Annotated in this window: 19 protein-coding genes; 8 read left to right on the forward strand and 11 right to left on the reverse strand. The window is 63.9% G+C overall.

Features of this window, described 5'->3' with window-relative positions; genetic code table 11:
* Nucleotides 1-213 precede the first annotated feature (213 nt).
* Nucleotides 214-2,070, forward strand: a complete 1,857-nt coding sequence (locus tag EY713_RS11240) for an ABC transporter ATP-binding protein (RefSeq protein ID WP_131114877.1) — start codon at nucleotides 214-216, stop codon at nucleotides 2,068-2,070.
* A 9-nt stretch (nucleotides 2,071-2,079) separates the two neighbouring features.
* Here EY713_RS11240 and EY713_RS11245 read toward each other — a convergent pair whose 3' ends face one another.
* The 6 genes from EY713_RS11245 to EY713_RS11270 form a co-directional block, all read right to left on the reverse strand.
* Nucleotides 2,080-3,135 (reverse strand): aldo/keto reductase, encoded by a 1,056-nt coding sequence (locus EY713_RS11245; protein WP_131114879.1) that lies wholly within the window; start codon nucleotides 3,133-3,135, stop codon nucleotides 2,080-2,082.
* 242 nt (nucleotides 3,136-3,377) lie between these two features.
* Nucleotides 3,378-5,633 carry a glycosyltransferase family 4 protein gene (locus EY713_RS11250; protein ID WP_131114881.1) on the reverse strand — a complete coding sequence of 752 codons (2,256 nt, stop codon included), beginning with the start codon at nucleotides 5,631-5,633 and terminating at the stop codon, nucleotides 3,378-3,380.
* Entirely contained in the window at nucleotides 5,633-6,733 is a 1,101-nt protein-coding gene (locus EY713_RS23575; protein ID WP_131114883.1) for a zinc-dependent alcohol dehydrogenase, read from the reverse strand. The genes EY713_RS11250 and EY713_RS23575 overlap by 1 nt, the downstream gene beginning before the upstream one ends.
* On the reverse strand, nucleotides 6,726-8,849 hold the full coding sequence (locus tag EY713_RS23580; RefSeq protein WP_425374305.1) for a glycosyltransferase: 2,124 nt from the start codon (nucleotides 8,847-8,849) through the stop codon (nucleotides 6,726-6,728). Before EY713_RS23580 ends, EY713_RS23575 begins: the two co-directional genes overlap by 8 nt.
* 44 nt (nucleotides 8,850-8,893) lie before the next feature.
* The gene (gene glf / locus EY713_RS11265; protein ID WP_131119592.1) at nucleotides 8,894-11,170 is read right to left on the reverse strand and encodes a UDP-galactopyranose mutase; all 2,277 of its coding nucleotides are present in this window, start codon (nucleotides 11,168-11,170) and stop codon (nucleotides 8,894-8,896) included.
* Nucleotides 11,171-11,390: 220 nt separating this feature from the next.
* On the reverse strand, nucleotides 11,391-12,617 hold the full coding sequence (locus EY713_RS11270; RefSeq protein WP_245572690.1) for a glycosyltransferase family 4 protein: 1,227 nt from the start codon (nucleotides 12,615-12,617) through the stop codon (nucleotides 11,391-11,393).
* A gap of 179 nt (nucleotides 12,618-12,796) precedes the next feature.
* Here EY713_RS11270 and EY713_RS11275 point away from each other — a divergent pair, with 179 nt between their 5' ends.
* Nucleotides 12,797-13,345: a 2'-5' RNA ligase family protein gene (locus EY713_RS11275; RefSeq protein ID WP_245572691.1), complete on the forward strand. Its 549-nt coding sequence runs from the start codon at nucleotides 12,797-12,799 to the stop codon at nucleotides 13,343-13,345.
* Nucleotides 13,346-13,458: 113 nt separating this feature from the next.
* On the opposite strand, the gene EY713_RS11280 is transcribed toward EY713_RS11275, so the two are convergent.
* Both EY713_RS11280 and EY713_RS11285 read right to left on the reverse strand, forming a co-directional pair.
* The gene (locus EY713_RS11280; protein ID WP_131114887.1) at nucleotides 13,459-13,782 is read right to left on the reverse strand and encodes a DoxX family protein; all 324 of its coding nucleotides are present in this window, start codon (nucleotides 13,780-13,782) and stop codon (nucleotides 13,459-13,461) included.
* Nucleotides 13,779-14,159: a DUF4267 domain-containing protein gene (locus tag EY713_RS11285; protein WP_131114889.1), complete on the reverse strand. Its 381-nt coding sequence runs from the start codon at nucleotides 14,157-14,159 to the stop codon at nucleotides 13,779-13,781. Before EY713_RS11285 ends, EY713_RS11280 begins: the two co-directional genes overlap by 4 nt.
* 118 nt (nucleotides 14,160-14,277) lie before the next feature.
* On the opposite strand from EY713_RS11285, the gene EY713_RS11290 reads away from it, so the two are divergent.
* A complete protein-coding gene (locus EY713_RS11290) occupies nucleotides 14,278-14,865 on the forward strand; it encodes a TetR/AcrR family transcriptional regulator (protein WP_131114891.1) in 588 nt (195 codons plus the stop codon).
* Between the two features lie 22 nt (nucleotides 14,866-14,887).
* On the opposite strand, the gene EY713_RS11295 is transcribed toward EY713_RS11290, so the two are convergent.
* A complete protein-coding gene (locus tag EY713_RS11295) occupies nucleotides 14,888-15,649 on the reverse strand; it encodes an SDR family NAD(P)-dependent oxidoreductase (RefSeq protein WP_131114893.1) in 762 nt (253 codons plus the stop codon).
* Between the two features lie 99 nt (nucleotides 15,650-15,748).
* Between EY713_RS11295 and EY713_RS11300 the strand changes: the two genes are divergently transcribed.
* Nucleotides 15,749-16,657, forward strand: a complete 909-nt coding sequence (locus EY713_RS11300; RefSeq protein WP_131114895.1) for a LysR family transcriptional regulator — start codon at nucleotides 15,749-15,751, stop codon at nucleotides 16,655-16,657.
* Nucleotides 16,658-16,735: 78 nt separating this feature from the next.
* On the opposite strand, the gene EY713_RS11305 is transcribed toward EY713_RS11300, so the two are convergent.
* Nucleotides 16,736-18,358, reverse strand: a complete 1,623-nt coding sequence (locus tag EY713_RS11305; RefSeq protein WP_131114897.1) for an ABC-F family ATP-binding cassette domain-containing protein — start codon at nucleotides 18,356-18,358, stop codon at nucleotides 16,736-16,738.
* A 202-nt stretch (nucleotides 18,359-18,560) separates the two neighbouring features.
* Here EY713_RS11305 and EY713_RS11310 point away from each other — a divergent pair, with 202 nt between their 5' ends.
* Together EY713_RS11310 and EY713_RS11315 are read left to right on the forward strand one after the other, a co-directional pair.
* The gene (locus EY713_RS11310; RefSeq protein ID WP_131114899.1) at nucleotides 18,561-19,601 is read left to right on the forward strand and encodes an L-idonate 5-dehydrogenase; all 1,041 of its coding nucleotides are present in this window, start codon (nucleotides 18,561-18,563) and stop codon (nucleotides 19,599-19,601) included.
* A 24-nt stretch (nucleotides 19,602-19,625) separates the two neighbouring features.
* Nucleotides 19,626-20,384, forward strand: coding sequence for a glucose 1-dehydrogenase (locus EY713_RS11315; RefSeq protein ID WP_207388370.1), 759 nt, complete (start codon nucleotides 19,626-19,628; stop codon nucleotides 20,382-20,384).
* Nucleotides 20,385-20,470: 86 nt separating this feature from the next.
* Here EY713_RS11315 and EY713_RS11320 read toward each other — a convergent pair whose 3' ends face one another.
* Nucleotides 20,471-21,526 carry an NAD(P)-dependent alcohol dehydrogenase gene (locus tag EY713_RS11320; RefSeq protein WP_131114901.1) on the reverse strand — a complete coding sequence of 352 codons (1,056 nt, stop codon included), beginning with the start codon at nucleotides 21,524-21,526 and terminating at the stop codon, nucleotides 20,471-20,473.
* A 229-nt stretch (nucleotides 21,527-21,755) separates the two neighbouring features.
* Here EY713_RS11320 and EY713_RS11325 point away from each other — a divergent pair, with 229 nt between their 5' ends.
* Together EY713_RS11325 and EY713_RS11330 are read left to right on the forward strand one after the other, a co-directional pair.
* Nucleotides 21,756-22,391 carry a TetR/AcrR family transcriptional regulator gene (locus tag EY713_RS11325; protein WP_131114903.1) on the forward strand — a complete coding sequence of 212 codons (636 nt, stop codon included), beginning with the start codon at nucleotides 21,756-21,758 and terminating at the stop codon, nucleotides 22,389-22,391.
* A gap of 121 nt (nucleotides 22,392-22,512) precedes the next feature.
* Entirely contained in the window at nucleotides 22,513-23,202 is a 690-nt protein-coding gene (locus EY713_RS11330; protein WP_131114905.1) for a type 1 glutamine amidotransferase domain-containing protein, read from the forward strand.
* Nucleotides 23,203-23,247 lie beyond the last annotated feature (45 nt).

Below are 23,247 nucleotides of genomic sequence, written 5' to 3' on the forward strand. Positions count from 1 at the left end.
CTCGGCCCAGCGCCGGGCTTTCTCGTTCTCGCGCCTGACGACGATCGGGTTATGTCTCAGCCACCCCGTCAGCGGCTGCCTGTCGAGCCTCCTCGACGCTCGAGCCAGCCGTGTCGTTCTTTGACATCCAACCGACATGTCCGCCTTGTCGCCAAAAGAGCTGACATTGCGACGCGAGTAGACATTGCGGGGCGATAGGCCATTTATGCTCGTATGATCGAAGCGCTCAGTACGGTTCTCAGCCGAGTTCGCGAGCGAGCCGGGCCCTTTCGTCACCTCGTTTCGCTCTTTCGTCTCGCCTGGACCGCAAGCCCATCGCTGGCGACGGCCAGCATGGTGCTTCGCTTGTTGCGAGCCATCCTGCCGGTCCTCGGGCTTTTCGTGGGTAAACTCATCATCGATGGCGTGGTGGCACAGTCCCGTCTGCCGTCGTTGGGCGATAATCCGTTTGTCTGGTTCCAATCCGGACGGCTCGATGGGCTGCTGGTTCTGCTCGGTCTCGAATTCGGTCTCGCGATCGCATCGACGGCGCTTGGTCGAGCGAGCGGCTTGGCCGACAGCCTTCTGTCCGAGCGCTACAGCAATCTGGCCAGCGTCCGTCTCATGGATCATGCCGCGACGCTCGATCTCGAGCAGTTGGAGAGCAGCGCCGAGCAGGACAGGCTCGATCGGGCGCGCCGACAGGTCACCGGCCGAACCGCGCTTCTGTCACAGCTCTTCGCGCAAGCGCAGGACGTTCTCACGGTCTTGTCGCTCGCGGCCGGATTGGTGGCCTATGCGCCCTGGCTGATCGCGCTCTTGTGCCTGGCGCTCATCCCCGGCTTTTTGGGCGAAAAGCATTTTAACGCGCAGAGCTATCGGCTCGACTACTTTCGGACTCCGGAACGTCGACAGCTCGACTACCTGCGCTATCTCGGGTCCAGCACCGAAACCGCCAAGGAGATCAAACTCTTCGGTCTGAGTGGCTTCCTGGCCGAGCGGTTTGGACGTTTCGCCGATGCGATGTATGCGGAAAATAGTGGCCTGGCGGTCCGTCGGGCCGCTTGGGGCGTGCTCTTCGCCGGCCTTGGCTCGCTCGCTTATTACCTCGCCTATTTCGTCATCGTTTGGCGAACAGTGTCGGGTCACTTCAGCCTCGGCGATCTCACGTTTCTGGCGGGCTCCTTCTTGCGTTTACGGGGGCTTCTCGAAGGCTTGTTGCTCGGTTTCTCCCAGATCGCGGGGCAGGTGCTTCACCTGGCCGACCTGTTTTCCTTCTTCGAGCTTCGCCCCGGCATCGTATCGGCGCCGGCCGCCCTCCCGGTACCGCGTCCGCTTCGTACCGGCTTTCGCTTCGAAGATGTCGGCTACCGCTACGCCGGATCGGAGACCTGGGCTGTGCGGCATCTCGATCTTACCTTGGCGAGCGGCGAGGTTCTGGCGCTCGTCGGCCAAAACGGAGCCGGGAAGACCACGATCGTCAAGCTGCTGGCCCGTCTCTACGATCCCACCGAAGGGCGTATTCTGCTCGATGGCGTCGATCTGCGGGACTATGATCTCGCCGAGCTTCGGGCTCGCATCGGCGTCATCTTTCAAGACTTCGTCCGCTTCCATTTCACCGCGGGCGAGAATATCGGGGTCGGGCGGATCGATGCGCTCGAGGATCGGGACCGGATCGAGGCGGCAGCCTCGCGCAGTCTCGCCGACCAACTCGTCGGGCGCTTGCCCATGCGCTACGATCAGCCTCTCGGGCGGCGGTTCAACAACGGCGTCGATCTGTCGGGTGGCGAATGGCAGAAGATCGCCATTGCTCGCGCCTATATGCGCGAGGCCGATGTCCTCATTCTCGATGAGCCCACCGCCGCTCTCGATGCGCGTGCCGAATATGAGGTCTTCGAGCGGTTTCGCGACCTCAGTCACGGGCGAACCGCCGTCTTGATTTCGCACCGCTTTTCGACCGTCCGGATGGCGGATCGGATCGTCGTGCTGGGTGGTGGCCGCGTCATCGAAAGCGGCAGCCATGCGGCCTTGGTGGCGGCCGGAGGCGCCTATGCCGAACTTTTCGACCTTCAGGCCTCCGGCTATCGCTGACCGTTGGGCTTAGATTGTCGTCAGCCGATGACTCTCCGCCACCTGCTTGCGGCGAAACTCGCCCTGCCGTTCAAACATCCAGCCCGGATATTCCGGTGGCAGCGCGCTGACCTTGCCCAGAACCTCGAGCTCCGTCGCGTCGAAAGAGACCTTTGTGGCCGCCAGATTATCCTCAAGTTGATCGACGCGCTTGGCGCCGATGATCACGCTCATAACCTGGCGTTGGTGCAGCAACCACGCCAGAGCGATCTGCGCTACCGAGACGCCTTTCGCCTCGGCGATCGGCCGCATGGCGTCGATCACGTCGTAGGCCTTGTCGCGGTTGACGGGCGGAAAGTCGAAACTCTGCCGGCGGCTGCCTTGCTCGCCATTCTGGTCGCGGCCATATTTGCCGGACAGCAGGCCACCAGCCAGCGGGCTCCAGACCATCAGGCCCATCCCCTCGGACGCCATCATCGGCACCAGTTCACGCTCGAGATCACGCGCCGCAACCGTGTAATAGGCTTGCAGCGTCTCGAAACGCGCGAGGTTGAGCCGCTCCGCGATGCCGAGCGCCTTGGCGATCTGCCAAGCCGCCCAGTTGGACACGCCGATGTAACGCACGTGACCATGCTGCACCAGGATGTCGAGCGCCCGCATGGTCTCCTCGATCGGGGTTGCCGGATCGAAGCCATGGATCTGATAGAGATCGATATAGTCGGTCTGCAGGCGCTTGAGGCTGGCCTTCACGCCCTCGAGAATATGCGTGCGGGAATTGCCGCGTGTGTTGGGCCCGTCACCGGTCGGACCGAAGACCTTGGTGGCCAGAACGACGTCGTGACGCGGCACCTTCAGATTATGCAACGCCTGTCCGGTAATCTCTTCCGACAGCCCGGCCGAGTAAACGTCCGCCGTATCGATGAAATTGATCCCGTGATCGAGCGCCGTCTTGACGATCGTTTCGGCTTCCTGCTGCTGCAGAGAGCCGATTTTGCTCCAGACCTCTCCTGTCCCGCCGAACGTCATGGTGCCGAGGCAGAGTTCCGAGACGAAGAGGCCGGTGCGGCCCAATTGATTATAGCGCATGAGCGTTGATGTCCGTGATGGTGAAGCCGAAGGAGCCGGTGTGGCGTCGGTCGACGACGCCGGGTCCTCAGCATCCACCTGTGGCAGGTGGTCTCGATTGGAAGAGCAAAGTCGGACGAGATCGAAGCGCGTCGCTGGCCGATCTCGAGGAACCACTCTCGCCGATAATAGACGGGGCCGCCGAGAAAGGCGACCCGACCGCTATCAATCTGGCAACGTCGGCGCCGCGCCGCGCGGTACGATCAGCCGAGCAGCGGCGTCAGCAACGCCTGCTGCCGGGCGAGTTCCTCCGCCAGCGGTCGATAGGGCTCCCGGGTTGCGGTCCCGGCCGCGAAATCCAGCAAACCATTGTGGCAATGCCGCTCGTCGTCCCAGCCCGGATGATTGATGACCGGATAGACGCAAAGGCCTTCGACCGGGACGCCCGCCGCCAGTGCGGCGCGAACCTCGGACGCCACCATGGCAAACCAGGACGGGCGCCGATCCGCTTCGGTGCCGGTTTCGGCCACGAAGATCGGGCGACCGTAGCGAGCATAGGTTTCGGCCAGCAGGTAGCGGAATGGTTTGTATAGCGGGTGTCCGACGTCGATCGGCGGTCCCCCGTGGATCCATTGATTGTTGAAGTAGTAATTGACGCCGACGACGTCGAGGTAGCGTGGCGCGCCGCCGAGTTGCGGCCACGCCACCCCAGCCAGCATGTCCCAGGCCTGAAACTGTGCCTGCCGATGCCCCTCCGCCGCGCCACGCTCATGGGGTCGTTGCGGGTCGGTGATGACGTTGATGACCGGGTCGGCGTGGATGAACCGCGCGCGTGGATCGACCTCCCAGATCGCGTCCATGGCGGCAATCGAGGCGCGGACCAGTTGCGTCTTCAACTCGAAGCCGCGTCCCCGTGCGAACGGGTTGAGATAAGCCGCGTCGCCGCCGCCCCAAGAGAAGAACGAGATCTCGTTGACGGGTGCGTAGAACGGCACCGCATCGCTTTCCTGCCGCACCACTGCGGCCAGCGCTTTTGCAAAGCGGGCGAAGCGGGTCACGAATTCCGGCCGCCAGAGGTCGATGTCGTCCGGCCAGCCGTAATGCAGCACGTCCCAGATCACCTGGGTTCCTGTGTCTCGCGCCGCCCGAAGCATGGGCAGCACGCTCGTCCAGTCATACTGGCCGGGGCTTCGCTCGATCAGATGCCACCGAAAGCCATCGCGCACCGTGCGGATACCGTAGCCCGCAAGGGCACGGTAGTCGGAGGCCGCGTATCGATCGTGATTAATCGCGCCGATCATGTCGAGCCGTCGCCCGGTGCCGAGACGGTGGGTCGAGGCTTCGAAGCCGCCTTGCATGAAGCTGGCGAACAGGCCGGACCGCAGAGGAGGGGCGCGCTCGGCCAGCACATCGTCGAAGAGGGCTCGCCATTGGGGCACCACAGCCGCGACGGCATAGTCGCGCTCGACCTTGGCGCGCAGGCGATCCCCCAGGCTCCGCCGCATAGCGTCGTCATCGACGAGGCGCAGCATCGCGGCCGCAACGGCCTCGGGGTCTTCATGCGCCACGAACAAGCCCGAGACGCCGTCTTCGATTTGCTCCAGCGCACCATTGTCGGGGGTCGCGATGACCGGGAGCCGCGCCGCCCCAGCCTCTGCAATGACGTGCGGCATCCCTTCGTCGCGGGACAGCCAGACGAAGATGTCGAGACCGGCCAGGAGAGCCGGAACATCCGGTCTGTCGCCAAGGAACGTGAGCGCCGTGCCGAGCCCGAGTTGCAGCGCCAGCGCGCGAAGCGTGTCGGCATAGTCGGGCATGAAGGCGTCTGGACCGCCAATCACGACGAAGCGTGTGTTCGGGCGGGTTCGCCGCACGATGGCGGCCGCTTGGATGAAATCCTCGACCCGCTTCTTGCGGTCGAGCCGGCCGACCCAGCCGATCACGTGGTCGTCGTCGATCGCCCCAACGCTCGCCCGGGCCGCTGCTCTGTCGGACGGCCGAAACTCGGTGAGATCGACCATCGAGGGGATCTCGAGGGCATGGTGCGGCCGCCCCGGCATCCGCGCTGCGGCAGCGTCCCGAATGGTGCGACACACGCCGACATAGCGGGATGTGAGATGTTTCGGCCCCTCGAGCGCTTCCGACACGAGGCCGCCATGCTCAACTAAGGGCGGGCGATGATATAGCCGTTCGAGCGCCGGATAGACGTCAGCGACATTCTGCGACGACACCACGAGATCGTAGGACGGGATCTTCGAGGCCAGATAGCCGACCGTATCCTCGAACGAGAGGCCATAGGGCGTCTGGTCGACATCGATGCCAAGCGCCCGCAATTGGTCATGGGTCTGTTCGGGCATGCCCTCCTTGCGGAAGCAGGCCACGACATCGATGCGGTAGCGGCGCGGATCGAGATTGCGGGCGAGAAGCCGAATTTCGGTTTCCTCGCCGCCGACAACCAGCCAGGCGAAGACGAAGAGGATGCGGATCGGCCCCTCCGGCTGGTTGTCGGGAGGGCTCATCAATCAACGCCCTTGAAGACGATCTGCAAAAAGTCGGGCCGTGTTTCGACCAGCGTCTTGAGGAAGGCCGGACCCTCGTCGAACGGCACCACATGGGTGATCATATGGTCCGCCACGTCACCGCCGACGTCGTCGAGGAGGTCGATCGTCTCGAGAGCCAGACGCCGCCGATCCCAGGCAAAGCCAAGGCCGCGCGGCACGCGGCCGATCTGAGCGCAACGGATCGACAGACCGTTGTGGTGGAACTCCTCACCAAGCCGCACCGCATCCGCGCCGCCCTGATAGAAGGCGAGATCGATCACCGTGCCTTGCGGCCGCAAGGCACGCAGCGCCGCCCGCAGACTTTCGGCGTGAGCGCGCGTCTGGAACGCGAAATCGGCGCCGCGATCATTGCCGCCATGGTGCCAGCGATCTTTCGCGATGCGAACCGCATCCTCCTCGGTCACCGCTTCGATGCCGAGCGCCTCGGCCTTCTCGCGGCGATAAGCGGACGGATCGGCGATGAGCACTTCGGCCGCGCCGCTGCGCTGGGCGAAGAGCGCGGTCAGCAGGCCGACGACGCCCGCACCGATCACCACAACGGGGCGACCTGCAAGACCGATGCCGAGCGCGGCAACGTTGGTGCCGAAGATCTCCGCATCGGCATGCAAGATTCCGTTGGCCGCGATCGGGCCCATCTGGGCCACGTAGATGCCGAGGATGGGATCCATGTCGTCGGGGAGCTTGATCAGCGTATCGTGAAAGGGGTTGGCCGTATGGCCGCTCTTATGCGCGTATGTCGAGGCCACGATATCGCCCGCATGAAAGCCGGGGCTTCGTGATTCCGTGACGCGCGCCACCTCCATGTAGCCCATGAACGGCACGGGATAGTGCATACCGGCTTCGCCCGGCACGAAAAGCCCGCGCTCCCCATCCCAACGTGAGTGGAGATAGGGGTTGGTGCCTTTGACGAAGGTGAGTTCGGTGCCGGCCGAAAAACCCGTGTAGAGGGTTTCGAGCCGCACGCCGCCGTCACCGGGTGGGCCCTCCTCATAATCGAGGAAATAGGCTTGGCCGGGGTGTTCGACGCCGAGAGAACGGATGCGGCGATGGTCAGACATGGGCGGTCTCACGGACGGAGGAGCGAAGATCGACGGGTTGGCCGCTGGCGGCTGAGCGCTGGATCGCGAGTGCGACCCGGTGGGTCGCGAGGGCTTCGGGGTAGGGGCAACGAATGTGGTTCGGGCCACCGCGCACCGCATCGATGAAGTCACGATCCTCGCGCCACACGGGGTCGCCCTCGGCGTGGCGGACGGGGCGTCCACGGCCGACATCCACCATCAGGTCATGGTCGGTGAGTTCGATCGCGAGGCCATCGCCGAAGATGTGGAGGCCGATGCGATGGCCCCAGCGGAGCAGGCAGGTCGAGGCGAGGTTGGCGACGGCGCCGGATGCGAACTGAAGGGTCGCGGTGCTGGCGGTCGCGACGTCGAGGCCCGGAAAGTCATCGCGCGTTGTATATTCCGCCAAGCCGAAAACCCGATCGACGTCGCCGACGAGATAGCGTGCCAGATCGACGATATGGGTGGTCTGCTCGACCATCTGTCCGCCCGACTGGTCCTGCTTCCACCACCATTGCGGCGGCGGGGTGCCATCGAGCCAATAACCCGACAGAAGGCGAGCCGGGTTATCGGCCAGGATATGCTTCGCCTCGTCCACGGTGTCGAGATAGCGCCAGTGATAACCGCAGCCGGTGATGAGCCCGGCCGCCGCGACCTCCCGCCCGATCGCCTCGGCGATCTCGATGTCGAGCGCCAGCGGCTTTTCGACGAAAAACGGCAGCCCTTTGGCGATGGCGGCCCGCTCGGGTGCGCCATGCGCGAAAGGCGGCACGCAGATGAAGACGGCATCGAGCTGTTCGGCCGCCAGCATCGCATCGACATCGCCGTAGCTTCGTGCCCCAAAACGCTCGGCCGCCTCGGTCGCGCGCTCCCGCGCCGGGTCGGCGAAGGCCGCAATCGTGACGTCGTCGAAACCGGCCAGCACACCGAGGTGTCGCTGCGCGATGCCTCCGGCGCCGATGAAGCCGATACGGGTCTTGTCGGGTTTCATGCCGTCCATCCTGTCTGCCGTGGTGGCGGACCGCGGCACGACGCCGAGGCCCTGGTAAAGTTGTGCCATGTCGGCCCCCATGCGGGCTGCCGTGAAAGAGGTCTGAAAGCGCTTGCGGGCCGCCCGTCCGTACCGGGCCGCCCGTGCTGGATCCTCCAGCATGGCCTGGATGGCGGCCGCGAGGCGAGCCGGCTCGCCGGGGGGGACGAGCAGGCCTGTCACGCCATCGACGGCAGCCTCGTCGGTGCCGCCGACATTCGTCGCGACCACCGGCACCCCGGCCGCCATGGCTTCGAGGATCGTCAGCGGCAGTCCTTCGAAGCGGGAGGGAAGGACCAGGAGATCGGCAGCCCCGAGCAGGTCGGGTATGTCGTCCCTTTGGCCGAGCAGACGCACGGAGGCGGAAAGGTTCTGTGCGGCGATCTGCATTGCGATCGTCGCTTCGAGCGGCCCAGACCCGGCCAGAACGAAACACGCGTCCGGAAAACGCGCCAGAACCGCCGGCACCGCCTCGATCAGCGTCGCGTGATCCTTCTGGGCGGTGAATCGCGCGGCTGTCAGCAGCATCGGCAGTTGCGCCGATAGGCCAAGGTCGGCGCGGACGGCGGCGCGCGAGCGCGTGGCGGTTCGCGGATCATGGCCATTACGGATCACCGCGAGGCGGTCATTCGGCACGCCCACGTCCCGATAGCTGCGGGCCGAGGCCTCGGACACGCAGACGATGCGGTCCACCAAGGCGATCCCATCGCGGTGGAGGTGGCGCTGCGCCGCATCGGTGATCATGTCGGGCAAATGTTCGGTACGGACCACGGCTGGAATGCCGGCCGCGCGGCCCATCGCGGCGAGGGCGTGGCCTTCCCATCCAATGCCGGCATGCACGTGCAGCAAAGCAATGCCGTCCTGGTGAAACCAATCGATCATGGCGGCCTCGTCCGGCGGCAGCAGACGCAGGCCGACGCCGAGTCTGGCGCCCCGATCGAGCAAGATCCGGCCGCCCGGACTGGGCGGGCAGGCGAGCACCACGTCGTAATCCCGCTTCAACGCCCCCGCCAAGGCGAGCATATGCTCGCCGACGCCGGAGGGCTCGAGGCTGTCGGTCGCGAGGCAGATCGAGCCGATCAGCACGGGCGTGAGGTGACCCGACGGGCCGACGCGTCCATCACCGACCGTCAGACCATGGCCGAAGTCGATTGCAACGCTGTCTTGACCGGCATCGTGCCGCGCTCCGTCAAGCGGCGGTACGTCGCCAGCGCCTGGCCGACGACCTGATCCATGTTGTAGTAGCGGTAGGTCGCGAGCCGGCCGACGAAACTCACGTTCGGCAAGGCCTGCGCCAACGCCTCGTAGCGCTTGTACAAAGCCTGATTGGCCGGCCGCAGGATTGGGTAATAGGGGTCGCCCTCGGCCTGCGGGATCTCGTAGCTGATGCTGGTCTGCGGGTGGGACTGTCCCGTGAGATGCTTGTATTCGGTGATGCGTGTGTAGGGCACCGACTCGGACGGATAGTTGATGACGCCGACCGGCTGCAACCGGCGCCGGTTCAGCGTTTCGTGCCGAAATTCCAGGCTGCGATAGGGCAGGCGGCCGAAGCGGAAGTCGAAATATTCGTCGATAGGCCCGGTGAAGATGGTGTGGTCGGCCACCACGGCGTCCCAGACGTCGCGATATTCGACGCCAAGTTCAACATCGATCAGCGGGTGATCGAGCATCGCCTCGAACATGCGCGTATAACCGTCGGCCGGCATCGCCTGGAACGTATCCTGGAAATAGCGATCGTCCAGACCTGTCCGTGTCGGCACGCGCTGCGTCACCGTGCGGTCGAGGTCGGAGGGGTCCAATCCCCATTGCTTGCGGGTATAGCCGCGGAAAAATGTCTCGTAGAGGTCGCGCCCGACTTGCGACACGACTGCATCCTCGGCCGTGCGGATCGTGGGCAGTGGCTCGGCTCGGCCTTGCAGAAAGGCGGCTGCCTCCTCGTCGGTGGCGAGCGACAGACCGTAGAGACCGTTCAGCGTCGTCCGGTTGATCGGCATCGGCAACAGCTTGCCGGCACCGACATCGGCCAGAACGCGGTGCTCGTAGGGGCGCCACCGGGTAAAGCGAGACAGATAGGTGGAGACGTCCGCGCTATTGGTATGGAAGATGTGTGGCCCATAGCGATGCACGAGGATGCCGGCGGCATCGAGGTGATCGTAGGCATTGCCGGCGATATGCGGGCGTCGGTCGACGACCAGGACGCGCTGACCCGAGCCCGCTGCGAGACGTTCGGCGAGGACCGCGCCCGCAAAGCCAGCCCCGACGATCAAAGCGTCATAAGGCTTCGGGCAGTTGGAGGAGCGAACCGTCGGGCGGAACACGAGTGATGCCGGTGCGAGCGACGAAGGTCGGGCGATCGGCATGGCGCGACGTTCGATCGCCTCGTCGACCAACCCGGCCATCCGCTTGAAGGTTTTGTCCCACGACCCCTGCGCCAGAACGGTATCGACGGCCGGAAGCCAAGACGCAACGTCGCGGGCTCGCGCAAGCTGGTCGGCGCAAGCCGCAAGGAACGTGTCGGGCGTCCCGGCGATTGCCACGCCTGCGAGATCGCCATAATGGCGCACCACGTCGGCGATCGGCGTGGACACCACCGGACGGCCGCCGGCGAGATATTCGGGTGTCTTGGTGGGGCTGATGAAGGTGGTGGAGTCATTCAGCGCGAATGGCATCAGTGCCACATCCCACCCGCTCAAATAGGCCGGGAGATCGTCATAAGACTTCGGGCCGAGGTAGTGGATATTGGGCAGGCGCGGCAGGTTGGCGGGATCGATCTTCACAATCGGCCCAACCACGACGACATGCCACTCCGGCCGCGACTCCGCGACCTGGCGGACGAGATCGAGGTCCATCCGCTCGTCGACGACGCCGAAGAAGCCGAAGCGCGGATGTGGCATACCGGCCTGATCAGCAGGTTCGGGCAGTTTCCCGTTACGGGCGCGCTGGAAATGGGCGACGTCAACGCTCGAGGCGAAGAGGTGAATGTTATCGTGCAGCCCGCGCTTCGCCTCATAGAGGCTCCGGCCGCCGGTGAACACGACGTCGGCGCGCTCGATCAGTTCGGCCTCGAGCATCGGAAGCTCGGCCGGGGCGGAGCGGAATGCCGAGAGTTCGTCCATACAATCGTAGACGATCGCGGCCGCCTCGAGATGTCGGGCGATCGGAAACATCATCGGCGCGTAGAACCAAAGAAGCGGCAGTCCGCCACCATTTTGCGCCACCAGCATATCGAGCAGACTCGATAAGGCTTTGTCGCGTTCGGCGGCACTCCACCAATGAGGATAGCGGGGCCGAAGCGCAGTGACGTCCTGCTCCGGAAAGGGGTGATGTTCGAGATAAGCGCGGTGATGATCACACGGGATCGGTTCTTCGAAAAAGAACACGCGGCGACCCTTTGCGAAGCGCGACATCAGGTGCTGCGGACGCTGGAACACGAAGTCCCACCGCAAATGGGAGAAGCAGATCAAAGGCCCGGGTCGTTGAGCGATGTCACGATCGTTGGCCGCCGCGAGCGGGATATCGTGAGCGTCGAAGGACGGCGGACCAAAAGCCTCCATGAAATTTCCTTAAATATGTTGCGCAATACATTGGGTAGGAAGCAAACAACGAACCAACGATCTGGCAGCAGCGTCACGGCGACGCGGCCAGCGCCGGCCAGAGAGCCCGTCCCTTCGGTGTTTCGATGATGAGGGACGCCAGCCGGTCGACACTGTGCGGCCACGTCCATCGTCGCTCTACGACGTCTCGCGGCCGAATTCGTTCACATGAATCAACAAGATTGAGCAAAGCTGTGCCGAAGGCGTCCGGCCCGGCAATGCGCCCCGTCTCCGGCAGGATATACTCGAGGCCACAGCGCAACCCCGCATTGGCCAATACGGGAAGACCCGCCAGCATATATTCGGTGATGATCGCTGGTGCGCCATCGTCGACGCCGCACACGACGCCGACCCGCGCCATGTTCATGAGACGATTGACCTCCTCGAAGCCGACGCCCGGCGGCCCGACGAAGTCGATATCGAGCCGAAGGTCCGCGGCCTGGCGACGAAGATCGTCGCTCATCTCTCCATAACCGAAGACGCAGAGCGCCTTCAGCGGGCGCGGCGAGCGTGCCAAAGCGTCGAACAGGATGTCGTGCCGCTTGTAAGGTTGGGCCGCCGCCACATAGACGACGTCGTAGCGTTTTTCGATTTTGAGCGGTCGGAACGTGTCCGGATCGGCGAAATCGGGACCGATCGGCAGAACCGCGCAGGGCATGTCGGGATGCCGATCCCGCACCTCGTCGCTCTGCCATTCCGCGCCTGTGAGCACGAGATCGATATGCTGGCTTACCTCGGGCGGGATCCGAAGGCTGGGCGCGTCGATCGAATTGTAGATCCTGAAGCTCCGCTCGCAGGCCGAGAGCAGCGTGGCATCGACGCCGAGTCCCCAAACGCAAAGGATCTTCGGCGCGCCAAACGCCTGCACGAACCCGACCATGGCGTCGGACCTGAACGGTGCTGCGTCGCCGCTGACCGGAAACGACCGCCGCGCCAGGACCGGATTGTCGTGGGTCAGAGGCCCCGGCTCCGTGGCCCGCAGATGATGCCAGATCTCGGCCCGATCGACGAGGCCGCGGCGGATGCAGGCCAGGGGAAGTCGCTCGAGGTAACCGCCCGTGACCGGCAACCGGCTCATTTCATACCCGTCGCTCACGACAGGCTTCGGACCCCATGCGCCGCTCGCCCAAAGCTCCCGCGCTGTTTTGACGTCTGGCGCTTCGACCGGAGGCCAGCCCTCGCGGAAATCGCTGATGGCGACCAGCAGGGGTGTCGAGCAGAGGGGGACGGGCGCAACCAGAGCCGCGTCGTCTTGCATCATCCCCGCTATGCCCAAACCCGCGCCTCGCTTCTCGATGCTCTCGATGACCTTTGCCCGACAGGGGCTTGTCTACTGGAACAACGAAATAGCGTTCTGTTCTGCCAAATCCAGCGGACCTGCCCTTATTTCAACGCGAAATCGACGGGGATTCGCCAGAGTCTCGACCTGGGATGTCAGTCATGGACCCTTCAGCCGCATGCCCGCTTATTCTCACCGCCTTGTTCGATGCAGAAAGCGCGCGGAAATTTCAGACGTTGCGGGATCGCCACTTTCCGGCGCGCCTCAACATCGTGCCGGCGCATCTCACGTTATTTCACGCTTTGCCGGGGCAAGCAGCGGAGGCGATCGCAACGGACTTGCGCGACCTGTGCCGGGATATCCCGCCATTCGCCTTCCAGGTCTCCGGGCTGCGCTTTCTCGGGCGCGGCGTGGCGCTGGCGATCGATGCGCCGGCACTCGTCGCGGCACGGGCGCGCCTCGCTGCAGACTGGCGGCCGTCGCTGTCGGCACAGGATCGTCAGGGTTTCGCCCCGCATGTGACCGTACAGAACAAGGTCGACTTCAAGGCCGCTCGGAGGCTTCACGATGCCATGATGGTCGATTTGCCCGAGATCAACGGTGCTGTTTTGGGGCTACGGCTCTGGCGCTATCTGAATGGTCCGTGGGAGCCGGTCGAGACATGTCCGTTTCAAGCCGACGTCGCTGAAAAGCTTCCCAAACGCTCTTGACCCCCAGTCTAAGATCGAGGTCGAACGATCAAGCCTTGCGGTGCTGCTGCAGGAAGTCGCCGAAGCGTCGACCAGCGCAGAATCATACGCCACGCGCGCGGCGAGGCTGGTCATCACGACAAAGTCGCCATAACGGCAAGCAAAACGCCAAAGACGCTCAGCGGCAACAGATGCGAGAAATCGCGGTGACGGAGAACCGTCAGGACGGCGGCCACGACGATGACGGCCCCAAGCACCAGCCCGACGTCGCGACTGCCGGGCAGTGCGATCAGCACGGCGACAATCATTTCCAATCCACCCGTCAGCCGGTTCCACCAGCGCGGATAACCCCACCGCGCAAAATCGCTTTGCGTCCCCGGCGTGCCGATCGCGTTGAAGACGCCGGCGCCAAAGAAAGCGGCAACCAGAAGCCAGAGTGAAACAGCATGGACCGTCATGGTGCACCGAACATCAAGAACATGGCAGTCACGATCATGACGAGCGCCGTGACGCCGTGAATGCCGAAGGCGCTTCGGGTGGATCCTCGGGCGGCGAGAATGAGCAGCATGTCGCCGACCGGAATCAGAGATTCGACAAGGAGGATCATCCCGACATCGCGCGGAGTGCCCCAGGCCATGAACGCCAGGACGACCAAGCCCGAGACGATGTCACGGACACCCTTGAGGCGGAGCCACCATGAGATGGCGATGCCGCTTTCAGGAAGCGGCAGGCCGAAGCTGCGTGTCGCAAGGGCTGGGGCCGCGATGTATCGCGTGCCGATCGCGATGATCGCGACAGCGACCAGCAGCGCCACTCCGAGTGGAAGCCAATGCATCACGATCTCCTCTTTCAGTCATAAACTAGCGTTGCTAGATTGCTAAAATAGCATTGCTAGATTGTCAAGCGCACGTATGATCTACTCGTCTGTCGTTGGAGCGTCGAGGAGCTGTGGTTTGGGGATCGCCGAACGGAAAGGCAGGGAGCGGGCTGAGCGGCAGAGCCACATCGTCGGGGCCGCGCGTATCATCGCGGAGCGCGAAGGGTGGGGTGCCGTCACGATCCGCCGCCTCGCCACTGAGATCGAATATAGTCAGCCGGTTCTCTACTCACATTTTGAAAACCGGGATGCGATCGTTGCTGCGGTCGCGGTCGAGGGTTTTCAGGATATCGCCGGCGTTCTCCGACAGGCCGCGAGCGACTCCATCGATCCACGCCAGGCCCTCGAATTCGTCGCCCTAGCTTACGTGGACTTCGCGCTCAGCCGTCCCGCACTCTACGCGGCGATGTTCGTTCTTCCGACGGATCTGCGCTTTGCGGCCGCCGAGACCAGACCGGAACTCCGGTCCGCCTTTGCGGCACTCGCGGCCGTCGTGACGCCGTTTTGTAGCGAGGTCGCTGTCGTGACCGAGACGTTTTGGGCCGCGCTCCACGGGCTGGCCGAACTCGAACGGTCGGGCCGAATCAGACCCGAGAAGCGGCATGAGCGGATCGAACGCGTCACCACGGCCATCGTCGGCGTCGGCTCATCCGCTGAGAGCTGAGGCCAGTCCGAACCGTCTCGGCTCAAATGGCTTGACCACCCGATACCTCGATTCGCTGGGCGTTGATCCAGCGGTTGTCTTCTGAGAGCAGCGAGGCGATCATCGGACCGATGTCGTCCGGCAAACCGGGGCGGCCCAGGGCCGTCACCTCACCGATGTGGCGATTAATCTCCGGGTTATCGCGCACCGCACCGCCGCTGAAGTCGGTCTGGATCGCGCCGGGCGCGACCGTGTTGACCGCGATGCGCCGCGGCCCAAGCTCCTTGGCCATATACCGCGTCATGACCTCGACAGCCCCTTTCATGGCGCCATAGGCAATGCGGCCCGGGTAGATAATCCGTGTCAAGCCCGACGAGACGTTCACGATGCGGCCGCCGTCTGCAATGAGTGGCAGAAGCGTCTGGGTCAGAAAGAACACGCCTTTGACGTGGATGCGATAGGCCGCGTCGAAATCGGCTTCCGTCACTTGGCCCAAGGCGCCAGCATGAGAGGTGCCGGCGTTGTTGACGAGAAAGTCGAAGCGGTCAGCACCCCATTCAGCCAAGACCCTGCGGACCGCTGTCGCAAAGGCTGCGAACTCGCCCGTGTCGCCGGTGTCGAGCCGGAGCGCAACGGCTCGCACACCGGTCGCCGCGACGGCCGCGACCACCTCGGCTGCAGCGTCGGCGTTGGTGTTGTACGTGAGGATCGACGACACGCCGCGCCGCGCGAGCGCCTCAACGGTGGAACGGCCGAGGCCGCGGCTGCCGCCGGTCACGAGAGCGATGTGGGATGAGGATGACATCTAAATCTCCGTTGCTGATGGACAAGATCTAGCGTTTTGCCGGGGCGCGATTAGACGATATTGTTCGACAGCATTGTTTTGCTGATCGGAACAAAAGCGATGGATCGGCTCACTGCGCTTGGTCTCTTCATCCGGATCGTCGACCGGGGAAGCTTTAGCGCCGCGGCGGCCGACTTGGGCATGTCTCGGCCGGTCGCGACGGCGGCCATCAAGGCGCTCGAGGCGCGCCTTGGCAGACGGCTGCTTCAACGGTCGACGCGTCATGTTCAAACAACTGTCGAGGGCGTGGCCTACTACCAGCGATGCGTCGCGCTCCTCGCCGATTTTGAGGATGCCGAGCGCGGCGCGAACGGGGCCGTGGCTGGCATGCTGCGGGTCGACCTCGTCGGGCATCTTGCTCGGACGATCGTGCTGCCAGCCTTGCCCGACTTCCTCGCGCTGCACCCGGCGCTGACCATCCACCTCAGCGAAACCGAGCGTTTTATCGATCTCGTGCGCGAGGGCGTCGATTGCGTCGTGCGGGCGGGCGCACTCATCGACAGTGACATGGTGGTCCGGCGTCTGGGCTCGATGGAGGAGATGACCGTTGCGAGCCCCGCCTATCTTGCTCGCCACGGAATACCCGCATCACCCGAGACGCTCGCGGGACACGAGATGGTCGGCTTCGTGTCCTCACGCACCGGCCAACCGCTGCCCTTGGAGTTCACGCGCGGGGTCGAGGTGATCGAGGTGGTTCTGCCCGCCCGCGTCTTGGTCAGCGGTGCCGACACCAGCGCGGCGGCGGCTCGGCTCGGCCTCGGGCTTGCTCAGGCGCCGCGCTATCGGTTCGCGGCAGACCTCGCCTCAGGCGCCTTGGTCGAGGTTCTAGCGGATTATCCGCCGACGCCCACCCCAGTGTCGGCACTCTACCCGAGTAACCGCCAGCTTAGCCCCCGCGTTCGCGTCTTTGTCGATTGGTTGGTCAAGACACTCGGGCCACACTTGACCGCATCGGCAAAACACGGATAAACGACGGCTCTCGGTTCGACCAGATCATCAAGCAACTCCGAGAGCACTTCCCGCCGTCGTGCCACGCGAGCCCGACGCTTAGCTCCGCAGCCCCGGCGCTTCCTGTCCTGTGCGGGCCACATATTCGGTATAGCCGCCGCCATATTGGTGGATGCCGTCGGGCGTCAGTTCGAGGACGCGATTGGAGAGCGCGCCGAGGAAGTGGCGATCATGCGACACGAACAGCATCGTGCCTTCATATTGCGAAAGTGCGGTGATCAGCATTTCCTTGGTGCCGATGTCGAGATGGTTGGTGGGCTCGTCCAGCACCAGAAAGTTCGGCGGGTCGAACAGCATCTTGGCCATCACGAGCCGCGCCTTCTCACCGCCCGAGAGAACCCGGCAGCGCTTTTCGACATCGTCACCCGAAAAGCCGAAACAGCCGGCCAACGCACGTAGCGAACCTTGGCCGGCCTGTGGAAAGGCATATTCCAACGCCTGGAACACCGTGTGTTCGCCGTCCAGCAGATCCATGGCGTGCTGGGCGAAATAGCCCAACTTGACACTGCCGCCGAGCGCCACCGTTCCGGTGTCGGGCTTGGTCGAGCCGGTCACAAGCTTCAGCAGCGTCGATTTCCCGGCGCCATTGATGCCCATCACGCACCAGCGCTCCTTGCGGCTCACGACGAAATCCAGCCCTTCGTAGATGGTCCGGCTGCCATAAGCCTTGTTGACTTGCTTGAGGCTGACGACGTCATCGCCCGAGCGCGGCGCGGGCGGAAAGTCGAATGCCACCGATTGACGGCGCTTCGGTGGTTCCACACGCTCGATCTTATCGAGCTTCTTGACGCGGCTCTGCACCTGCGCCGCATGCGAGGCGCGCGCCTTGAAGCGCTCGATAAACTTGATCTCCTTGGACAGCATCGCCTGCTGCCGCTCGAACTGCGCCTGCTGCTGCTTTTCGTTGAGGGCGCGCTGCTGTTCGTAGAAGCCGTAATCGCCCGAATAGCTCGTCAGTGTTCCGCCATCGATCTCGACCACGCGGGTGACGATGCGGTTCATGAATTCGCGATCATGCGAGGTCATGAGCAGGGCGCCGTCATAAGCCTTGAGGAAGGCTTCGAGCCAGATCAGGCTTTCGAGATCGAGATGGTTGCTCGGCTCGTCGAGTAGCATCGCATCGGGGCGCATCAGGAGGATGCGGGCCAGAGCCACACGCATCTTCCAGCCGCCCGACAGGCCGCCGACATCGCCGTCCATCATCTCCTGGGTGAAGCTGAGGCCTGCCAGCACTTCCCGGGCGCGACCCTCGAGTGCGTAGCCGTCGAGTTCCTCGAAGCGTCCTTGCACCTCACCGTAACGCTCGATGATCGCATCGATATCGTCGGCGAGGTCCGGGTCCGCCATCTGGGTCTCGAGCTCTTTCAGCTCGGCCGCCACGGCGCTGACCGGGCCGGTGCCGTCCATCACCTCAGCGACGGCGCTGCGGCCCTCCATCTCGCCGACGTCCTGGCTGAAATAGCCGATCGTGATGCCGCGATCGGTGCCGACGTTACCTTCGTCGGGCTTCTCCTGGCCGGTGATCAGGCGGAACAGCGTCGTCTTCCCAGCGCCATTGGGGCCGACGAGCCCGACCTTCTCGCCTTTCTGAAGCGCGGCGGACGCTTCGATAAAGACAATCTGGTTGCCGTTCTGTTTGACGATTTTTTCGAGACGAATCATGTGCAGGGACCTGGGAGATGTGCGGCGCCCTTACGACATGCGCGGCGGGAGCGAAAGGGCGCGGCCTGAATTTCCCGAGCGTCAGCCCAGGCTCGCACCCAAACTGACGCCAAACCGCGACGAGGGCCTTGCCCGTCCGGCAAGATCGTCCCACGATCGGATGACACCCGTTTGGCGGGATCGAGAAACGAAAGGGAGGCCCATGAAGGCGGTCGTGATTCACGCGGCAGGCGATCTTCGCGTCGACGACATCAAGGCGGACAATGAGCAAACGCTCGGCCCGTCCGATGTCAGGGTCCGAATCGGGGCAGGGGGCATCTGCGGTTCCGATCTGCATTACTTTCGGCATGGCGGCTTCGGGACGGTTCGGCTCAAGGAGCCGATGATCCTCGGCCACGAGATCGCCGGGACCGTGCTGGCGATCGGCCGTGACGTGGTCGCTGTCTCACCGGGCCAGAAGGTCGCGGTCAACCCGAGCCTTGCCTGCGGACACTGTCGTTTCTGTCGGCTTGGGCTGCACAATCACTGTCTGGAGATGCGGTTCTACGGCAGCGCGATGCGATTTCCGCATGTGCAAGGCGGGTTCCGGGAGGTTTTGACCTGCACGGACGAACAGGTCGTGCCGGTGCCGGACCATGTGTCGCTGACCGAAGCGGCTTTTGCCGAGCCGCTCGCCGTCTGCCTCCACGCCGTGAACCAAGCCGGATCTCTGCTCGGCAAGCGCGTGCTCGTGACCGGCTCGGGGCCGATCGGCGTCTTGACCGCGATGGCGGCCCGCCGTGCCGGAGCGGCCGAGATCGTCGTGACCGACGTGGTGGAGGCTCCGCTGGCGATCGCTCGCGCTGTCGGGGCAGACCGGACCATCAACGTGCAAGCGGAGCCCCAGGCGCTCGACGCATTCACGCCCGAGAAAGGCCAATTCGACGTGATGTTCGAGGCGGCCGGAAGCGCCAGCACCTTGCTGGCCGGCCTCCAGATCGTGCGACCGCGCGGTCGCCTCGTGCTGGTCGGGCAGGGCGCCGAGGCCACCCTGTCGATGTCGCTGATCGTCACCAAGGAACTCGAATTGCGCGGCAGTTTCCGCTTCGACGACGAGTTTCGCACCGCCGTGGGCTTCATCGCCAGTCGCTTGATCGATGTGCGGCCGCTGCTGACCGACGTGATCCCAGTCGACGAGGCGCAGCGCGCGTTCGAGCAAGCCGCGGACAAAAGCCGCAGCATGAAAATTCAACTCGCTTTCTAAGATCCTATCGCGCTCGGAGTTTCGATGATGTTTGACCTGAACGGCCGCGTGGCCTTGATCACCGGATCGAGCCGCGGCATCGGCTTTGCGCTGGCCGAGGGACTCGGCAAGGCCGGCGCCCGACTCGTGATCAATGGTCGGAGCGAGGCTGCGGTCCACGCGGCCTGCGGGCGGTTGGTCGAGGCGGGCCTGGTCGCCACCCCGTCGGTCTTCGACGTGACCGATCCACAAGGCGTAGCGGAGGCGGTCGCCGCGATCGAAGCCGACGTCGGCGCGATCGACATTCTGATCAACAATGCCGGCATTCAGCACCGGGCACCGCTGCAGGATTTTCCGGTGGAGGCGTTCCGGAACGTTCTCGAGACCAACCTGTTCAGCGCCTTCTACGTCGGACAGGCGGTCGCCCGTTGCATGATCCCGCGCCGCCGCGGTTCCATCGTCAACATCTGCTCGGTCCAGAGCGAATTGGGGCGGGCGTCGATTGCGCCTTACACCGCCTCGAAGGGCGGCCTGAAAATGCTGACGAAGGGTATGGCGGTCGATTGGGGGCCGCACGGCATTCGCGTGAACGGCCTCGGGCCCGGCTACTTTAAGACGGAGTTGAACGACGCGCTGGTCAAGAACGAGGAGTTCACGGCCTGGTTGACCAAGCGGACGCCGCTCGGGCGTTGGGGGAATGTCGACGAACTCATCGGCGCGGCCTTGTTCCTGGCCTCCGATGCGTCGAGCTTCGTGACCGGCCACGTTCTTTACGTCGATGGCGGCATCACCAGCAGTCTTTAATCAAAAATTCGGCCGGGGTAGCGGGCCGGCGGGCCTGTACCCTTTCGGAAGAGACGCGGCAGGCGGTGAGCCTGCCGCGCTGCTGATCAGGCGGCCGTCGGCAACGTCTTCATGTCGATGACGAAGCGATATTTGACGTCGCTCTTCACCATCCGGGCGAAGGCGTCTTCGATCGCATCCATGCGGATCATCTCGATATCGGCCGTGATGCCATGCTGGCCGCAGAAATCGAGCATTTCCTGCGTCTCGGCGATGCCGCCGATCAGCGAGCCGGCGAAGTTGCGCCGCTTGAAGATCAGGCTGAACACGTTGGTGGCCAGCGGCTTGTCGGGGGCACCCACCTGGCACAAGGTCGCGTCGCGCTTGAGCAGGTTGAGATAGGCATTGATGTCGTGCGGTGCCGCGACCGCATCGAGGATGAAGTCGAACGAATTGGCGTGAGCCGCCATCTCGTCGGGGTTCTTGGACAAAACGACCTCATCGGCTCCGAGCGCCTTCGCGTCCGCGACCTTGTCGGGCGATGTCGTGAACAGCACCGTATGGGCGCCCATCGCATGGGCCAGCTTCACCGCCATATGTCCGAGACCGCCGAGACCGACGATGCCAACCTTCTGACCGGGGCCGACCTTCCAATGCTTCAACGGCGAGTAGGTCGTGATTCCGGCGCACAGCAGAGGCGCGACGGCCGCAAGATCGAGGTTGTCCGGAATCCGCAGGGTGAAGGCTTCGTCCACGACGACGGCCGCCGAATAGCCGCCGAATGTAATGCCGCCGGACACCTTGTCCTCGCTGTTATACGTGAAGGTCTGGCCCTTCTCGCAATAGTTCTCGAGACCCTCGGCGCAGGACGGGCAGTCACGACAGGAATCGACGAGGCAGCCGACACCGGCAAGATCGCCAACCTTGAACTTGGTGACGGCGCTTCCGACCTTGCTGATCTTACCGACGATTTCGTGCCCCGGAACGCACGGATACATCGTGTTTTGCCACTCGTTCCGCGCTTGATGGAGGTCGGAATGGCAGACGCCGCAATAGAGAATATCGATCTGAACGTCCGTTGGGCCGCAATCGCGACGCTCGAAGCTGACGGGCTTGAGGGGCGCTTCGGGTGATGTGGATGAATATCCGACACAAGTGAACATGGGTGCTCCTTTTGGTGCATGGCGCCGGTCGCGACACATCGGCGTTTGATGCTCCGACGACGGCACGCAGTCGATGTCAGGCGCTCGCCTGCCGCGGTACGGACACGCAGCGAACGCCTGGCGGTTTCCGACTTCGCGCGCGACGCCAAGCTGGGCCGCTGCCAAACCTCCGCAGCGCCGTGAGTTCTAAGCCCTATACGACTGGTCTAATCAAGCCTATATTTTTAACATGAGCCGTTCAACCGCACCTGATCATTCCGGTGTCCGCCAGGACATCCTCGACACCGGTCAACGTCTGATGGCCGGCAAGGGCTTTTCGGCCGTCGGCTTGAACGAGATCCTCACGACGGCGGGCGTTCCTAAGGGATCATTCTACCATTATTTCGGCTCGAAAGACGCGTTTGGGGTGGCGCTCCTCGAGAGCTATTTCGACGATTACCTGATCGATCTCGATCGCACGCTCGGCGAGCCCGGCCTGACGGCGGCAGAGCGTTTGATGAACTACTGGACGCATTGGCAGCAGACCCAGTCGGTGCTTGATTGTCAGGGAAAGTGCCTTGCCGTGAAACTCGGCGCGGAGGTCGCCGATTTATCGGATCCGATGCGTTTGGCGCTGCAGCGCGGAACGACCGAGATCATGCGACGGCTGGGCGAGGGCATCAGGGCCGGCGTGGCGGATGGATCGGTGGCGATCGACACAGATCCCTTCGAGGTCGCCCAAAGCCTCTACCAATTGTGGTTGGGCGCCAGTGTGATGGTCAAGATCGTGAGGACGACGCAGCCGTTCCTCTCCGCCATGACGACCACTTGCGCGCTGCTGCACCTCCCGATGGTGAAACAAGACGACGCGAAGCCTCTCGTTTGACGGTCTATGGGCATCGGATCAGGACATCAGCGATCTTAAAAAGACGCTAGACGACCGGTCTATTCCAAGTTAGAGAGCGAGCGTGAGACACGGCAGGCTCACTTCGCTGAAGGACTCGCAAATGAACATTCTCATGGTGCTGACGTCGCACGACACGCTGGGCGACACCGGCCGCAAAACCGGCTTCTGGCTCGAAGAGCTTGCGGCGCCCTATTACGTTTTCAAGGACGCTGGTGCCGTCATCACCTTGGCGTCGCCGAACGGCGGGCAGCCTCCGCTCGATCCGAAAAGCAACGAGCCGTCCTCGCAGACCGATCAGACCCGGCGCTTCGAGGCCGATGCTGCGGCGACAGCGCAACTCGCCACCACGGTCCGGCTCGACAGCGTCTCGCAAGCGGACTTCGACACGGTCTTCTATCCCGGCGGGCACGGTCCGCTGTGGGATCTCGCTGAAGACAAGACCTCGATCAAGCTCATTCAATCCTTCGTCGAAGCCGGCAAGCCGGTCGCGCTTGTCTGCCACGCGCCGGGTGTTTTGCGCCATGTCGAGATGTCCGACGGACAGGCTTTGGTGGCTGGCAAGAAGGTCACCGGTTTCGCCAACACCGAGGAAGCCGGTGTCGGGCTCACCGACATCGTGCCGTTCCTGGTCGAGGACGAACTGAAGGCCAAGGGTGGCCTTTACTCAAAGGGAGCCGACTGGGGCTCCTACGTCGTCGAAGACGGCCTTCTGATCACGGGCCAGAACCCCGCATCCTCTGGCGCCGCCGCTTCTGCCCTTTTGAAGCAGCTTGCCGCCTCCGCGATTTAATCGGGCCTTAAGGCGCGTCGACCGCCATTGAAGCGATCGCGGTCA

The sequence above is a fragment of the Lichenihabitans psoromatis genome (assembly GCF_004323635.1).
Classification (GTDB): Bacteria; Pseudomonadota; Alphaproteobacteria; order Rhizobiales; family Beijerinckiaceae; genus Lichenihabitans; species Lichenihabitans psoromatis.

Excerpts from the sequence above, each read along its gene's own strand:
- EY713_RS11240 (WP_131114877.1), top strand. The coding sequence starts at position 214 with ATGATCGAAGCGCTCAGTACGGTTCTCAGCCGAGTTCGCGAGCGAGCC.
- EY713_RS11245 (WP_131114879.1), bottom strand. The coding sequence starts at position 3,135 with ATGCGCTATAATCAATTGGGCCGCACCGGCCTCTTCGTCTCGGAACTC.
- EY713_RS11250 (WP_131114881.1), bottom strand. The coding sequence starts at position 5,633 with ATGAGCCCTCCCGACAACCAGCCGGAGGGGCCGATCCGCATCCTCTTC.
- EY713_RS23575 (WP_131114883.1), bottom strand. The coding sequence starts at position 6,733 with ATGTCTGACCATCGCCGCATCCGTTCTCTCGGCGTCGAACACCCCGGC.
- glf (WP_131119592.1), bottom strand. The coding sequence starts at position 11,170 with ATGTCGCGCTTCGCAAAGGGTCGCCGCGTGTTCTTTTTCGAAGAACCG.
- EY713_RS11270 (WP_245572690.1), bottom strand. The coding sequence starts at position 12,617 with ATGATGCAAGACGACGCGGCTCTGGTTGCGCCCGTCCCCCTCTGCTCG.
- EY713_RS11275 (WP_245572691.1), top strand. The coding sequence starts at position 12,797 with ATGGACCCTTCAGCCGCATGCCCGCTTATTCTCACCGCCTTGTTCGAT.
- EY713_RS11280 (WP_131114887.1), bottom strand. The coding sequence starts at position 13,782 with ATGACGGTCCATGCTGTTTCACTCTGGCTTCTGGTTGCCGCTTTCTTT.
- EY713_RS11285 (WP_131114889.1), bottom strand. The coding sequence starts at position 14,159 with ATGCATTGGCTTCCACTCGGAGTGGCGCTGCTGGTCGCTGTCGCGATC.
- EY713_RS11295 (WP_131114893.1), bottom strand. The coding sequence starts at position 15,649 with ATGTCATCCTCATCCCACATCGCTCTCGTGACCGGCGGCAGCCGCGGC.
- EY713_RS11300 (WP_131114895.1), top strand. The coding sequence starts at position 15,749 with ATGGATCGGCTCACTGCGCTTGGTCTCTTCATCCGGATCGTCGACCGG.
- EY713_RS11305 (WP_131114897.1), bottom strand. The coding sequence starts at position 18,358 with ATGATTCGTCTCGAAAAAATCGTCAAACAGAACGGCAACCAGATTGTC.
- EY713_RS11310 (WP_131114899.1), top strand. The coding sequence starts at position 18,561 with ATGAAGGCGGTCGTGATTCACGCGGCAGGCGATCTTCGCGTCGACGAC.
- EY713_RS11315 (WP_207388370.1), top strand. The coding sequence starts at position 19,626 with ATGATGTTTGACCTGAACGGCCGCGTGGCCTTGATCACCGGATCGAGC.
- EY713_RS11320 (WP_131114901.1), bottom strand. The coding sequence starts at position 21,526 with ATGTTCACTTGTGTCGGATATTCATCCACATCACCCGAAGCGCCCCTC.
- EY713_RS11325 (WP_131114903.1), top strand. The coding sequence starts at position 21,756 with ATGAGCCGTTCAACCGCACCTGATCATTCCGGTGTCCGCCAGGACATC.
- EY713_RS11330 (WP_131114905.1), top strand. The coding sequence starts at position 22,513 with ATGAACATTCTCATGGTGCTGACGTCGCACGACACGCTGGGCGACACC.